This is a genomic window from Stenotrophomonas sp. DR822, from assembly GCF_019793815.1.
In the GTDB taxonomy this organism is placed as follows: domain Bacteria; phylum Pseudomonadota; class Gammaproteobacteria; order Xanthomonadales; family Xanthomonadaceae; genus Stenotrophomonas; species Stenotrophomonas indicatrix.
This window is the reverse complement of record NZ_CP081826.1, coordinates 2984275-2998453: the sequence shown is the minus strand read 5'-3', so window position 1 is coordinate 2998453 and position 14179 is coordinate 2984275. Positions and strand designations below refer to the sequence as shown.

Sequence of the window (14179 nt, the reverse complement as noted above, 5' to 3'; positions counted from 1 at the left end):
GACTTCTGCAATGCCGTCCCACTTCGATGCCCGCCATGTCCGCCGCGCCTTCGCCCGCGCCGCCACCAGCTACGACGCTGCCGCCGCCCTGCAGCGCGAGGTGCAGTCGCGGCTGCTGGAATCGCTGGACTACCTGGAGGCACGCAAGCCGGAGGTGGTGCTGGATATCGGTGCCGGCACCGGCCATGCCAGTGCGCTGATGAAGAAGCGCTGGCCGAAGGCGCAGGTGATCGCGCTGGACGTGGCACTGCCGATGCTCGACCAGGCCAAGCGCCAGGCCGGCTGGTGGAAGCCGTTCCAGCGCCTGGCCGCCGATGCCACGGCGCTGCCGTTGGCCGACAACAGCGTCGATGTGATCTTCAGCAACCTGTGCCTGCAGTGGGTGGACGACCTGCCGGCGGTGTTCGCCGGTTTCCGCCGCGTGCTCAAGCCCGGTGGGCTGCTGGTGTGTTCGACGTTCGGGCCGGAAACGCTGGTCGAGCTCAACGAGGCCTTCGCCGCCGCCGACGACCGCCCGCACGTGAGCCGCTTCGCGCAGATCGCCCAGTTCGGCGATGCGCTGATGATGGCCGGCTTCCGTGATCCGGTTCTGGACCGCGACCTGTTCACCCTGACCTACGACGACCTGCCCTCGTTGATGCGCGAGCTGCGCGCGATGGGCGCGACCAACGCACGGGTCGATCGCCGCCATACGTTGACCGGCCGGGGGCGGTTCGCGGCGGCAGCGGCGGCGTACGAACCGATGCGCCGTGCCGATGGCAAGCTGCCCAGCAGCTGGGAAGTGATCTACGCCCATGCCTGGGCGCCGGATCCGGGCGCGCCGATCCGCGAAGGTGGGCATGACATTGCGTCCGTGCCGGTGTCGGCGATCCCGATCCGGCGCAAGCAGACCTGATTCGAAGGCGCCGCCGGGCATGGCCCGGCGCTGCCAGGCGCGCGTATGGGTAGCGCCGGGCCATGCCCGGCGAGCGCAGCAGCAGCGGCTCAGGTATTGGCCGGTGAACTCAACGGCGGCCGTACCAGGTCGCGGTGGAAGAAGTAGATCTCCTGCACCAGGAAGCGCCAGCTGGTATGGAAGCTGCGGAAGCGCGTGCTGGGCGTGGACGAGCCCAACGCCTGGATGCCCAGCGCCTTGCTCAGGCGCAGCGCGCGCGCCATGTGCAGCGGGTCGCTGACGATGATCACCGAATGCAGCTTGCGCTGGTCCATCAGCCGCTTGGCCTCGACCAGGTTCTGCACGGTATTGCGCGAGGCGGTCTCGATGAGGATCGCCTCATCGGGAATGCCGTGCTTGAGCGCATAGCGCCGGGCCACCTGCGATTCCGAGAAGCGCGCACCGGTGCCGCCGTATCCTCCGGTAAAGATCAGCAATGGCGCGTAGCCGGCGTCGTACAGATCCAGGCCGTGGCGGATGCGCTCTTCAAACACCGGCGAGGGCTTGGCATCGTAGGCCGCCGCACCCAGCACGATGATCGCGTCCGCCTTGGCCGCCTGGTCGCGCTCGCCGACCCAGACGATCCAGGCGGTCACGCCCAGCAGCCAGATCACCAGCAGTACGAACAACCGCCACACCCAACCGAGCAGGCCGGTACGTTCGCGATGGCGGCCGCGGCTCATGGCGCTCCCCAACGCAGGGCAGGCAGATCGACATTGCCGCCGGACAGCACCAGTCCAACGCGCAGGCCGGCGAAGCGCGCGGGCTGGGCAAGCACCGCCGCCAGCACGATCGCCGAGGACGGCTCGACCACCTGCTTGAGCACGTCCCACAGCAGGCGCATCGCCGCCACGGTGGCGGCATCGTCAACCACGATGACCTCGGCGCCCGCGGCCTGCAGCAGCGCGAAGTTGGGTGCGCCGATCAGCGTGCGCAGTCCGTCGCAGATCGTGTCCGGGGTAAATGCCTCCTGGCGCTTGCCGGTCGCCAGCGAACGGGCGGTGTCGTCGGCACCGGCCGGCTCGGCCAGCACCAGCCGCGTGCCCGGGCTGGCGTGCTGCAGGGCCAACGCGGTGCCACTGGCCAAACCACCACCGCCCACCGGCACCACCAGCACGTCGAACGGCCCCTCGCTGTGCAGCAGCTCCAGCGCGGCCGTGCCCTGCCCGGCGATCACCGCGGGGTTGGTGTACGGATGGACCAGGGTGGCGCCGGTATCGGCCTGCACCTTGGCGCAGGTGGCCTCGCGGTCGGCAATGGTGGCCGGGCAGCGCCAGAGGGTGGCGCCATGCCGGGCAATATTGGCCAGCTTGGCGGCCACGGCCCCTTCCGGCACCACCACATGGCAGGGAATGCCCCGTGTGCGGGCAGCCAGTGCCAAGGCGGCACCGTGATTGCCGGAGGAATGGGTCACCACACCGGCACCGGCGTGGTCGGCATCGAGCGACCACACCGCATTGCACGCACCGCGGAACTTGAACGCGCCGCCGCGCTGCAGGTGCTCGGCCTTGAACGCCAGTTGCGCACCGGCCAACGCATCCAGCGTGCGCGAGCGCAGCACCGGGGTCACGCTGGCATGGGGCGCGATCCGCGCGGCGGCGGCGAGGACGTCATCAGCGCGGGGCAACAGTGAATCGCTCATGACGCAAGATTAACGTATGGCCCCGCGCTGGCGAGGGCGCCATCGGTCATGCCAGCATGCATGCCTACACCGCCATTCATCCTGGCCGGCGGAATTAAGGGCTGATTCAACGCCGGCGGCTGAAGCTGCCTGCATACCCGTCCTCTGGGGGGACCCATCATGAAAACGCGCCTGATGCTTGCCGGTGGCCTGCTGCTGGCCCTGACCGGTTGCACCACCTATGACTATGTCGGTGGTCGCGGCGGCGGTTACTACCACGGTGCGCCGTCGGTGGAGTACCGCTACCCCTATGGCTACCCGTCCGACTACGGCTATCCGTATTACGGCGGCGGTGGCTATTACGGCTATGGCGGCCCGTACTACCAGCGGCCGATCTACCGCCCGCCGCACCACAACCACCGCCCGCCACCGCGTCCCGGCAACGGCGGCGAAAACCGCCCGCCACCGCCGCCGCGCCAGAACAATGGCGGCTCGCCCTGGCGCAACATGGATTCGATGCGTCGACCGCCGCAGCCTGCACAGCGGGTCGAGCGCCCCTCGCCGCCGCCGCAGGCGCGTCCGGCTCCGGCTCCGCGTGCGCCGAGGATGAACAGTTCCCCCTGGCGTGCCATGGATCGTGAGAGATAGCGCACAGTTGACGCTTGTTCCATCTTGCATTTCACACGGTCCAAGCCTCAATCTACGCAGGTGGTGACGGCCAGCGTCACAAAGTGACAAAAGCGTTAAGGGCCCGTCCCAAACAGCTCTACGTCGATATCCGACAGGAACATCTGGATCCCCCCTGTTCCGGCCCTGTCGGATGTCGGCACCTTTGAAGGCGAACGGCCCCGCACTGCGGGGCCGTTTGTTGTTTGGGACACCAGGGCGCGCGGGCAGTAGATCCACGCCATGCGTGGATGACGCGTTCCCAGCCGCCCCAAAAAACAGGGCCGGACAGTCCCCCGACTGCCGGCCCCTCTGCTTCCCCACCGTGCGCCTGTACCGGCCCCTGTTCCAATTCCGGTCACCAGCGCCTGCGGCGCCAGCCACGGTGGGTGCTATTGGGTTATCTGCAAAAATCCTGCCAACTTTAGGGTTGATTTCGACGCCGGCCCGCCGGCGCCGACGTCCCTGCCCCGATTGGCGCTAAAATCGCCACCCCGGCGCCGTCTCCGGCTGCGCCTGCCCCTTGCTGAACAGCCCCCATGATCGATTCCTTCCATCGTTACGACGTCATCGTCATCGGCGGTGGCCACGCCGGCACCGAGGCCGCGCTGGCTGCGGCCCGTACCGGCGTGCGCACCCTGTTGCTGACCCACAACATCGAAACGGTGGGGGCGATGAGCTGCAACCCGGCCATCGGTGGCATCGGCAAGGGCCATCTGGTCAAGGAAATCGACGCCCTGGGCGGTGCGATGGCGCATGCCGCCGACCGCGCCGGCATCCAGTGGCGCACCCTCAACGCCTCCAAGGGCCCGGCCGTGCGCGCCACCCGCTGCCAGGCCGACCGCAACCTGTACCGCATGGCGATCCGCGCCATCGTCGAGGGCCAGGCCAACCTGACCGTGTTCCAGGCGGCGGTGGATGACCTGGTCATCGAGGGCGACCACGTGCGCGGGGTCATCACCCAGACCGGCCTGCGTTTCGATGCCGAGGCCGTGGTGCTGACCGCCGGCACCTTCCTGGCCGGCAAGATCCACGTCGGCCCGACCCAGTACGCAGCCGGCCGCATGGGCGATCCGCCCGCCACCACGCTGGCCGCACGCCTGCGCGAGCGGCCGTTCCAGGTGGACCGCCTGAAGACCGGCACGCCACCGCGCATCGACGGCCGTTCGCTGGACTACGGCGTGATGGACGAACAGCCCGGCGACACGCCGCGCCCGGTGATGTCCTTCCTCGGCTCGGTGGATGAGCATCCGCAGCAGGTCAGCTGCTGGATCACCCACACCAGCGAGCAGACCCACCAGATCATCCGCGATGCCCTGCACCGTTCGCCGCTGTACAGCGGCCAGATCGAAGGCATCGGCCCGCGCTACTGCCCCTCCATCGAGGACAAGGTGGTGCGCTTTGCCGAGAAGGCCAGCCACCAGATCTTCGTCGAGCCCGAAGGCCTGGGCATCATCGAGATCTATCCCAACGGCATTTCCACCTCGCTGCCGTTCGACGTGCAGCTGGAGATGGTGCGCAGCATCCGTGGTTTCCAGAACGCGCACATCACCCGCCCCGGCTATGCCATCGAGTACGACTTCTTCGATCCACGCGGGCTGAAGGCCTCGCTGGAAACCAAGCTGGTCAACGGCCTGTTCTTCGCCGGCCAGATCAACGGCACCACCGGTTATGAAGAAGCTGCCGCACAGGGCCTGCTGGCCGGCCTCAACGCCGCTCGCCAGGTGCGTGGCCTCGAGGGCTGGTGCCCGCGTCGCGACGAAGCCTACCTCGGCGTGCTGGTGGATGACCTGATCACCCACGGCACCAACGAGCCGTACCGCATGTTCACCAGCCGCGCCGAGTACCGCCTGCAGCTGCGCGAAGACAACGCCGATCAGCGCCTGACCCCGACCGGCCGCGACATGGGCCTGGTCGATGATCGTCGCTGGCGGGCCTTCGAAACCAAGCAGGCTGCCGTGGCCGCCGAGCGCACGCGCCTGGGCGCGCTGTGGGCCACGCCGGCCAATGCGCTGGGCCGCGAAGTGCAGGAAACGCTGGGCGTGGCGGTCAGCCGCGAAACCAACGTGCTGGACCTGATCAAGCGCCCGGAACTGGATTACGCACAGCTGATGCGGGTGCCCTCGCTCGGCCCGGCCGTGGCCGATGGCAAGGTGGCCGAACAGGTAGAGATCGGGGTGAAGTACGCCGGTTACCTGGATCGCCAGCGCGAGGAGATCGAGCGCCAGCAGCGCCATGAAGCAACGCCGATTGCCGGCGATTTCGACTACGCCATCGTGCGCGGGCTGTCGGCCGAAGCGCTGCAGAAGCTCGAGCGCGTGCGTCCGCAGACCATCGGCCAGGCCCAGCGCATTCCGGGCATGACCCCGGCGGCGATCTCGCTGCTGCTGGTGCACCTGGAGCGCGCACGGCGCGGACGCGTGGCATAGCCCCAATGATCGCGTGCGCCGGGCATGGCCTGGCGCTACACGTATCCGCCTGCTGCCTGTAGAGTCGATGGGCTCGACGCAACAACAGCAGGAGCTTCCTTGCATGGACGACATCCATCCGATCGCGGCGGACAAGCGCGCCGCCATCCTGGCCACCCTGGCCGACATCGAACGCACGCACGACGTGCGCGTGCTGCTGGCCTGCGAATCGGGCAGCCGCGGCTGGGGTTTCTCGTCGCCGGACAGCGACTACGATGCACGCTTCATCTACGTGCACCGCCAGCCCTGGTACCTGAGTGTCAACGAGAGCACCGGGCCGGGCGAGGCGCAGCGCGATGTGATCGAACTGCCGATCGACGACGAGCTGGACGTCAGCGGCTGGGATTTGCGCAAGGCACTGCGGCTGGTATCCAAGTCGAACCCGACGCTGATCGAATGGCTGCGTTCGCCGATCATCTACCAGCAGAACGATGCCGCCGTGGCGCAGCTCTGGGAGGCTGCCCAGCGCTTCTACTCGCCGCTGGGCAGCTGGTGGCACTACATGAGCATGGCGCGCACCACGTACAGCCGACATCTCGGCGGCGGGGCCATCAGCACCAAGAAGTATCTGTACGTGCTGCGCGCGCTGCTGGCCTGCCAGTGGATCGAAAGCGAGTCCAGCCCGCCGCCCATGGCATTCGAGCATCTGCTGGAGCGTTTGCTGCCGGATGGCCCGGTACGCGGGGCGATCGAAGCGCTGCTGGTGGTCAAGCGTGCCAGCGCCGAAGTGACGGCCGGTCCCCGCATCATCGCCATCAGCGACTACATCGACCAGGAAATGGCCACGCGCGCCGAGGGTCCGCAGCTGCCCGCCGGGCATGGCGATGGTCCATGGCTGGATGCCCTGTTCCGGCAGATGCTGGCCGAACACGCGCAGCACTAAGGGGTAGTGCCGGCCAGCGGCCGGCACTACCGGCAGGGCTGCGTGCTGCACGCGGTATCATCATCGCGATTGCCCTGCTCTTCCGGAGATGCCGATGACCCCGCTGCGCCCCTTCCGCGACAAGATGCCGGTGCTCGGCCAGCGCGTGTATGTCGATCCGGCCTGCACGATCATCGGTGATGTCGAACTGGCCGATGACGTATCGATCTGGCCGGGCACGGTCATCCGTGGCGACGTCAATTTCGTGCGCATCGGTGCACGCACCAATGTGCAGGACGGCACGATCATCCACGTCAGCCACCACAGCCCGTACAACAAGGCCGGCTACCCGACCCTGATCGGCGAAGGCGTCACCGTCGGCCATGGCTGCATCATCCACGCCTGCAGCATCGGCGATTACAGCCTGATCGGCATGGGCGCGTGCATCCTCGACGGTGCCCGGATCGAGCGCCATGGCTTCGTCGGTGCCGGCGCGGTAGTCGGCCCCGGCAAGGTGGTGGGCGAAGGCGAGCTGTGGGTGGGCAACCCTGCCCGTCCGGCGCGCACACTCAGCGACAAGGAGATCGAGTCGCTGCACTATTCGGCCGACCACTACGTGCGGCTGAAGGACGAATACCTGGGCTGAGGCCGCCTCGCCGATGGCCGGGCTCTGCTAAAGTCTGGGCCCGACCAGGAACCGTCGAGACCCCCATGCCCGTGGCTGCACGCCGGAGAGGACTCCAGCGCCCACTTCGGCGGCCATCGCGCTGATGGCCGCGCCGATGCTCGATACCTACCGCGAGGTGGTAACGCCGGAAGGCGTGCCGCTGCAGTTGCCTGCGGCCGGCCCGATGCCGCGTGCGCTGGCCTGGCTGATCGACCTGGCCGTCCGCTTCGGCGCGCTCACCGCGCTGTCCATTCCGCTGGCCCTGCTCGATGAGTTCGGCCGCGGCCTGTACATGGCGCTGATGTTCCTGCTGATGTGGGCCTACCCCATCGTCTGCGAAGCGCTGTGGGGCCGTACCCTCGGCAAGCGCGTGCTGGGCCTGCGGGTGCTCGCGCAGGATGGCGCGCCGGTGGGCTGGATGGCCTCGATCACCCGCAACCTGCTGCGCACCGTGGACATGCTGCCTTTCGGCTACGCACTGGGCCTGATCAGCAGCTTGTTCGATCCGCATGGCCGCCGCCTGGGCGATCTGGTAGCCGGCACGATGGTGGTGCATGCACCGCCGCATTACCTGCCGCCGCCGGCCACCATCGACAGCGCGCTGGCGCCGCCGCAACCGCTGCGGCCGGAGGAGCAGGCGGCGGTGATGGCCTTCGCCGAGCGCGCGCCACGCCTGTCACCCGCACGCCAGCAGGAACTGGCCGGCATCGCCGAGCCGTTGACCAGCGCGTCCGGCCAGGTCGGCGTGCTGCGCCTGTATGCAATGGCCAACTGGTTGCTGGGACGACGATGAAGCAGGAGCAGTTCGTCGCCCGCCATCAACAGGAATGGCATGACCTGGAGCAGTGGCTGCAGCATCGCGCCGGTGCCTCGCGTCGGCGTCGGCGTCGGCGCAGGCCGGGCGCGGAAGAAGCCGGCGATGTCAGCTTCCCGCAGCGTTACCGACGGCTGTGCCAGCAGCTGGCGCTGGCCCGCGAACGCGGCTACAGCCCGCAGCTGGTGCAACGCCTGCAGCAGTTGATGCAGCACGGCCATGGCGTGCTGTACCGCACGCCGCCGACCCGCTGGCGGCGCGCGCTGGAATTCCTCGTTGCTGATTTCCCGCTGCTGGTGCGCAGCCAGGCGCGCAGCATGTGGGCAGCGCTGGCGATGTTCGCAGTGCCGGCGCTGGCCTGCTTCGTGCTGGTGCAGGTGTACCCGGACAGCATCCACCTGCTGATGGACAACGGCCAGATCGCCGAGATGGAGCGCATGTACGATCCATCCGCCGAGCGCCTGGGCCGCGACAGCGGCACCGACTGGATGATGTTCGGCTACTACATCATGAACAACATCAGCATCGCCCTGCGCACCTTCGCCAGCGGCCTGCTGGCGGGGTTGGGCACGCTGCTGGTGCTGCTCTTCAATGGCATCACCATCGGCGCGGTCGCCGGCCACCTGCAGCACATCGGCCATGGCGGCCCGTTCTGGCGCTTTGTGGCCGGCCACGGTGCATTCGAGCTGACCGCGATCGTGATTGCCGGCGGCGCCGGCCTGCAGCTGGGCATGAAACTGCTGGCTCCCGGGCGGCGGCGCCGAGTGGATGCGCTGGTCGAAGGCGGGCGCATCGGCGCGCGGCTGTGCCTGGGCGTGGCCTTCATGCTGCTGCTGGCCGCGTTCGTGGAAGCGTTCTGGTCCTCCATCGCCGACATTCCGGCCGCAGTGAAGTTCAGCGTGGCCGGGGTGCTGTGGGCCGGCGTGCTGCTGTGGCTGTGGCGCGGTGGACGCGGAGGTGGCCATGCGGATTGACCACCTGGACGTGGTGCTGCGCGCGCGCAGCAGCTGGGAAGCGATGGAGCTGGGCAGCGCGCTGGCCCGCCGCCACGCCCGCGGTGTGTGGGGCAGCTGGCTGCTGGCCAGTGCACCGTTGTTCGTGCTGTTCAATGCACTGGCCTGGTGGCTGGATGCCTTCGGCTGGGCGTGGCTGGCGATGTGGTGGTGCAAACCGTTGTTCGAACGCGCACCGCTGTACGTGCTCTCGCGCGGCATCTTCGGCGAACGGGTCGGCCCGCGCGATGCGCTGCGCGCACAGCGGCAGTGGGGCGGCAGCGGCTGCTGGGGCTATCTGGGCTGGCGCCGGTTCAGCGGCCTGCGCAGCCTGTGCCTGCCGGTCAATCTGCTGGAGGGCAATGCGCCCGCCCAGCGTGGCCCACGCCGGCGTGCAGTCGCTGCCGGCGCTGCGGGCCCTGCGCTGGTGCTGGCGGTGATCTGCCTGGCATTCGAACTGGTGCTGGTGGTGGGCACGATCGCCACTATCTTCATCTTCATCCCGCTGGAACTGCTGCCCGAATCCTGGCGCGCAGCGTGGGCGATGGTCAGCGTGGAGGCGCCTGCGTGGGCCAAGCTTGGCTTCAACCTGTTGTGCTGGCTGGCGGCGGCGCTGATCGGGCCGTTCTACGTGGGCGCCGGCTTCGGCCTGTACTTGAACCGACGCACGCAGATGGAAGCCTGGGACGTGGAAATCGCCCTGCGCCGCCTGCGCGAACGCCTGCTGCCGGCCTCCTCTTCGTTGCTGCTGCTGTTGTGCCTGGCGCTGCCGTTGGCGCCCGTGCACGCACAGGACGCCGACACGCCGGACGCCGCGCAGACCGCCACGGCCAACGCCGATGAGGACGCTGAAGCGGAAGACGCTGAAGAAGCCGAAGAAGCGGCCACTGCGGAAAACGATCCGGCCAATACACCGGCGGTGATCTTCGGCGACACGCCGGTGGATACCGCTGGCTTCCGCCAGGCCGTGAACCGCGCCTACGAAGATCCGCTGCAGCGGCCGACGCGGCAGGTCAGCCGATGGAAGCCGATCGAGGACGCCGCCGAGAAGCAGAAAGACAAGAAGGAGCTGCAGAAGGACAGCAGCAGCAACGCGGACCATACGTCGCGCAGGAGCGGCCAGTTGTGGCTGGCCCGGCTCGCCGAATGGGGCCTGTGGGGGCTGTTGGGGGTCCTGCTGCTGGTGCTGCTGTTGACCGCGCGGCTGTGGCTGCCGTGGTTGCGCGGTTCCGGCCGCCGCAAGGAGAAGCAGGCACCGCAGATCACCGAAGAGCAGGTGGAAATGCCGGTGGTGCTGCCGCCGGATGTCGCGACCCAGGCCGGGTTGCTGTGGGACCAGGGACGGCCGCGGCAGGCGCTGGCGCTGCTGTATCGCGCCAGCGTGCGCACGCTGGTGGAGCGTACCGGCATCGCGTTGCCGCCCGGTGCCACCGAAGCACAATGCCTGCGTGCCTCGCGGCGCATGTCCGACAGCACCGACCGTGAACTGTTCGCACGCATCGTGCGCATGTGGCAGTACGCCGCCTACGGTGGACGCCTGCCCACCCGCAGCGATTTCGATGCGTTGGCCAGCATGCTGCGCCAGCAGTACGGGTGGCAGGCATGAGCCCGCGCCTGTTCTGGTCGTTGCTGCTCGGCGCGCTGGTCCTGTTCGGGGTGCCGCTGACCATCCTGTTCCTGCGCACGCACGAGAAGGTGACCGAGACCGTCGTGCTGCCGCCGCAGGGCGAAGCCAGCTACAACCCGCTGTATGTGCTGGGCCAGGCGCTGCGCGCCGACGGCATCGAGGTGCAGTCCCGGCAGCGGCTGGACCTGGCACAGATGCCACTGGCCGCCACCGATACGGTGGTGCTGCTGCAGGATACCGCCAACATGCCGCCGCGCACGGCGCAGGCGCTGCTGGACTGGGTCGGTACGGGTGGCCATCTGCTGCTGCGCACGCAGCCACCGGCCGAGGACGATGCCAGCAGCACGCAGGGCCCCCTGCTGGACAGGATCGGCGTGGACAGCCTGTTCCATGGCAGTGACTGCCAACCCTTCCACGTGGTGGATGATCCCAGCCACGTCGAGTTCTGCGGCGGCCGGCGCTTCAGCCTGGGCTTCCAGGCCAACGCCACGGCCGAGCGCCGCTGGGGTGGCCAGGAAGGACTGGTGTTCGCGCGCCTGCCGCACGGCAAGGGCCGCATCGACGTGCTGGCGGACATGGACGTCATGCGCGGTGAAGGCCCGTCCGCATCAACACGCCGCCGCACGGTCGACGCCGATGCCGTTGCCCGCGATGGCCTGCATGACCTCTCCCACCGCGACCTGACACGCTACCTGCTCGATCCCAACTATGGGCGCGGCACGATGTGGCTGGTGTACGGCAGCCGCCCGCCCTCGCTGGGCGCGCGCATCTTCTACCAGGGCTGGCCGCTGTGGGTGCCGCTGCTGCTGGCGATCCTCGGCTGGCTGTGGTCACGCGCGCAACGCTTCGGCAGTGCCCTGCCCGCGCCCGTGGTCGAACGCCGTTCGTTGCTGGAACACGTCCGCGCCAGTGGCGAACTGCTGCTGCGCTTCGGCCATGGCACGCGCCTGTACCTGGCCGTGCAGGCGCTGTTCCTGCACCGCCTGCGCCTGCGCGCGCCCGTCGCTGCGGCACTCGACGGTGCTGCGCGCGACCAGGCCATCGCCGCAGTGTTGCAATGGCCCGTCAGTCGAGTCGCCAGTGCCCTCACTCCGCCTTCGCCGCATGATTCCTCCGCCCTGCGCGAGCGCATCCGCTTGCTGCTCCAGATGAGATCCCTGCTATGACCGATGCCCCTGAACTTCCGGCGGCCGCCACCGCCCGCCTGATCGAACGCGTCGACGCCATCCGCCAGGCCGTCGGCCATGCCTTCATCGGCCAGGCCGATGTGCTCGACCAGATCCTGGTCGCCCTGCTGGCCGGTGGCCACGTGCTGATCGAAGGCGTGCCCGGCCTCGGCAAGACCCTGCTGGTACGCGCGCTGGCGCAGGCACTGGAACTGGACTATGGCCGCGTGCAGTTCACCCCCGACCTGATGCCCAGCGACGTCAGCGGCCATGCGGTGTACGACCCGAAGAGCGAGAGCTTCAAGATCCGTCGCGGCCCGGTGTTCACCAACCTGCTGCTGGCCGACGAGATCAACCGGGCCCCGGCCAAGACCCAGTCCGCGCTGCTGGAAGTGATGCAGGAAGGCCAGGTCACCATCGAAGGCAAGGCCTTCACCCTGGCACCGCCGTTCATGGCGCTGGCCACGCAGAACCCGCTGGAACAGGAAGGCACCTATCCGCTGCCGGAAGCGCAGCTGGACCGTTTCCTGCTGAAGGTGCTGATCGACTATCCGCAGCTGGAGGACGAGAAGCGCATGGTCGCGGCGATCACCAGCGGCCGTGCCGCCAGCGATTTCGACCTGAGCCAGGTGCCGCGCGTGCTCGGTGGCGGCGAACTGCTGGCGTTGCAGCAGGCCACCGCGGCAATCACCGTGGATGACGAAGTGATCGACTACGCGGTGCGCATCGTGGCCGCCACCCGGCAGTGGCCAGGCATCGCCGTCGGTGCCGGCCCGCGCGGCAGCATTGCCCTGGTGCGTGCCTCGCGCGCGCAGGCGGTGCTGGCCGGTCGTGACTTCGTCACCCCCGATGATGTGCGCGACATCGCCCGCCCTGCCCTGCGCCACCGCATCGCATTGGCACCGGAGCTGCAGATCGAAGGCCAGGGTGCCGACGACGTGCTGGGTGCGCTGCTGGCCAAGGTGGAAGCGCCGCGCCGATGAGGCCTGCGCCGCTGCTGCTGGCGTTGTTGTTGGCCTGGGCCGCGCTGGGCGGCCTGGTGCTGCCCGGGCTCCTGCCACGCTGGAGCTGGGCACTGGCCGGTGCACTGGTTGCGGTGCTGGCACTGGTTGATCTGTGGCGGCAGCGGCGACGACCATCGCCCAGCGTCGAGCGCGACGTGCCCGAAGCCCTGGCACTGGGCGTGCGCCGCGAGGTCGGCCTGCGCCTGCAGTCCGGGCAGGCCATGCAGGTACAGGTATTCGATCTGGTGCCAGGCGGTTGGCCACTGGAATCACTGCCGCAACGCGTGCAGTTGCGGGCGGGCCATGCCAGTTCGCTGCATTACCACGTGCAGCCGCAGCAGCGCGGCCGCTTTGCCTTCGAAGGCGTGCAGCTGCGCATCCGCTCGCCGTGGCGGTTGTGGTGGCAGCAACGCACGCTGCCACCGGCGCTGGAGGTGCGGGTCTATCCCAACTTCGTGCCACTCACCCGATTTGCGCTGTTCAGCGCCGACCAGGCCTCGCGCCTGGTCGGTGCCCATGTGAAGCGCCGCCGCGGCGAAGGCACCGACTTCCACCAGATGCGCGAGTACCGCATCGGCGACAGCCTGCGCCAGCTCGACTGGAAGGCCACGGCCCGCGCGCGCAAGCTGATCTCGCGCGAGTACCAGGACGAGAAGAACCAGCAGCTGCTGCTGATGCTCGATAGCGGCCGGCGCATGCTGGCCAGCGAAGGTGGGCTCTCGCATTTCGACCATGCCTTGAACGCCTCGCTGGTGGTGGCCTACCTGGCATTGCGCCAGGGCGATGCTGCCGGCCTGTTCGCGGTAGGCGGCGAGCGTCGCTGGGTGGCGCCGCAGCGCGGCATGGACACGGTGCAGCACCTGCTGCGCGCCAGCTACGACCTGCAGCCACAGGCCGTGGCCACCGATTACCTGGCTGCCGCCACCGAAGTCTCACTGCGCCAGCCCCGGCGCGCGCTGGTGATGCTGGTCAGCAACGTGCGCGACGAGGACATCGAAGACCTGCTTGCGGCGGTGCGCCTGCTGCAGCGCCGTCATCTGGTATGCGTAGCCAGCCTGCGCGAGCGCGAACTGGATGCTGCCCTGGAAGGTGAGGTGCACACGGTGGAAGATGCCGCGCAGGCCGGTGCGGCCGCGCTGTACCTGCAACAGCGCGCGCAGGCGCATGACGCGCTGCGTGCCGAACGGGTGATGGTGCTGGACGTGACCGCCGACGCGCTGCCCGCCGCACTGGTGGAGCGCTATCTGGCGGTGAAGCGCGAAGGGCTGCTGTAAAGGGTAGTGGCGGCCGCTGGCCGGCGGATCACCACAACCGCCGGGCATGGCCCGGCGCTACCGACACATCGCCTTGGTTGGCAC

Annotated in this window: 13 protein-coding genes; 11 read left to right on the top strand and 2 right to left on the bottom strand. The window is 68.8% G+C overall.

The features are described 5' to 3' along the window. Positions 1-10: 10 nt before the first annotated feature. Complete coding sequence (bioC, locus tag K5K93_RS13750) at positions 11-895, top strand: malonyl-ACP O-methyltransferase BioC (RefSeq protein ID WP_025877501.1); 885 nt, start codon at positions 11-13, stop codon at positions 893-895. Between the two features lie 89 nt (positions 896-984). Here bioC and K5K93_RS13745 read toward each other — a convergent pair whose 3' ends face one another. After that, entirely contained in the window at positions 985-1617 is a 633-nt protein-coding gene (locus tag K5K93_RS13745) for a YdcF family protein (protein ID WP_093819415.1), read from the bottom strand. Further along, positions 1614-2576, bottom strand: a complete 963-nt coding sequence (locus K5K93_RS13740) for a pyridoxal-phosphate dependent enzyme (RefSeq protein ID WP_025877505.1) — start codon at positions 2574-2576, stop codon at positions 1614-1616. Before K5K93_RS13740 ends, K5K93_RS13745 begins: the two co-directional genes overlap by 4 nt. Positions 2577-2735: 159 nt before the next feature. Between K5K93_RS13740 and K5K93_RS13735 the strand changes: the two genes are divergently transcribed. The 10 genes from K5K93_RS13735 (at position 2736) to K5K93_RS13690 (ending at position 14095) form a co-directional block, all read left to right on the top strand. Then, positions 2736-3203 carry a hypothetical protein gene (locus K5K93_RS13735; RefSeq protein WP_093819419.1) on the top strand — a complete coding sequence of 156 codons (468 nt, stop codon included), beginning with the start codon at positions 2736-2738 and terminating at the stop codon, positions 3201-3203. 557 nt (positions 3204-3760) lie between these two features. Further along, positions 3761-5650, top strand: a complete 1890-nt coding sequence (gene mnmG, locus K5K93_RS13730; RefSeq protein WP_222388176.1) for a tRNA uridine-5-carboxymethylaminomethyl(34) synthesis enzyme MnmG — start codon at positions 3761-3763, stop codon at positions 5648-5650. Between the two features lie 103 nt (positions 5651-5753). After that, positions 5754-6572: a nucleotidyltransferase domain-containing protein gene (locus K5K93_RS13725; protein WP_093819423.1), complete on the top strand. Its 819-nt coding sequence runs from the start codon at positions 5754-5756 to the stop codon at positions 6570-6572. A gap of 94 nt (positions 6573-6666) precedes the next feature. Then, entirely contained in the window at positions 6667-7197 is a 531-nt protein-coding gene (locus tag K5K93_RS13720; protein ID WP_093819425.1) for a gamma carbonic anhydrase family protein, read from the top strand. Between the two features lie 124 nt (positions 7198-7321). Further along, on the top strand, positions 7322-8011 hold the full coding sequence (locus K5K93_RS13715; RefSeq protein ID WP_032976856.1) for an RDD family protein: 690 nt from the start codon (positions 7322-7324) through the stop codon (positions 8009-8011). Further along, on the top strand, positions 8008-9006 hold the full coding sequence (locus tag K5K93_RS13710) for a stage II sporulation protein M (protein ID WP_222388175.1): 999 nt from the start codon (positions 8008-8010) through the stop codon (positions 9004-9006). The genes K5K93_RS13715 and K5K93_RS13710 overlap by 4 nt, the downstream gene beginning before the upstream one ends. Then, on the top strand, positions 8996-10630 hold the full coding sequence (locus K5K93_RS13705) for a DUF4129 domain-containing protein (protein WP_222388174.1): 1635 nt from the start codon (positions 8996-8998) through the stop codon (positions 10628-10630). Before K5K93_RS13710 ends, K5K93_RS13705 begins: the two co-directional genes overlap by 11 nt. Continuing rightward, the gene (locus K5K93_RS13700; RefSeq protein ID WP_222388173.1) at positions 10627-11817 is read left to right on the top strand and encodes a DUF4350 domain-containing protein; all 1191 of its coding nucleotides are present in this window, start codon (positions 10627-10629) and stop codon (positions 11815-11817) included. Before K5K93_RS13705 ends, K5K93_RS13700 begins: the two co-directional genes overlap by 4 nt. After that, a complete protein-coding gene (locus K5K93_RS13695; RefSeq protein WP_132825852.1) occupies positions 11814-12800 on the top strand; it encodes a MoxR family ATPase in 987 nt (328 codons plus the stop codon). Before K5K93_RS13700 ends, K5K93_RS13695 begins: the two co-directional genes overlap by 4 nt. Continuing rightward, positions 12797-14095: a DUF58 domain-containing protein gene (locus tag K5K93_RS13690; RefSeq protein WP_222388172.1), complete on the top strand. Its 1299-nt coding sequence runs from the start codon at positions 12797-12799 to the stop codon at positions 14093-14095. Before K5K93_RS13695 ends, K5K93_RS13690 begins: the two co-directional genes overlap by 4 nt. Positions 14096-14179: the final 84 nt, after the last annotated feature.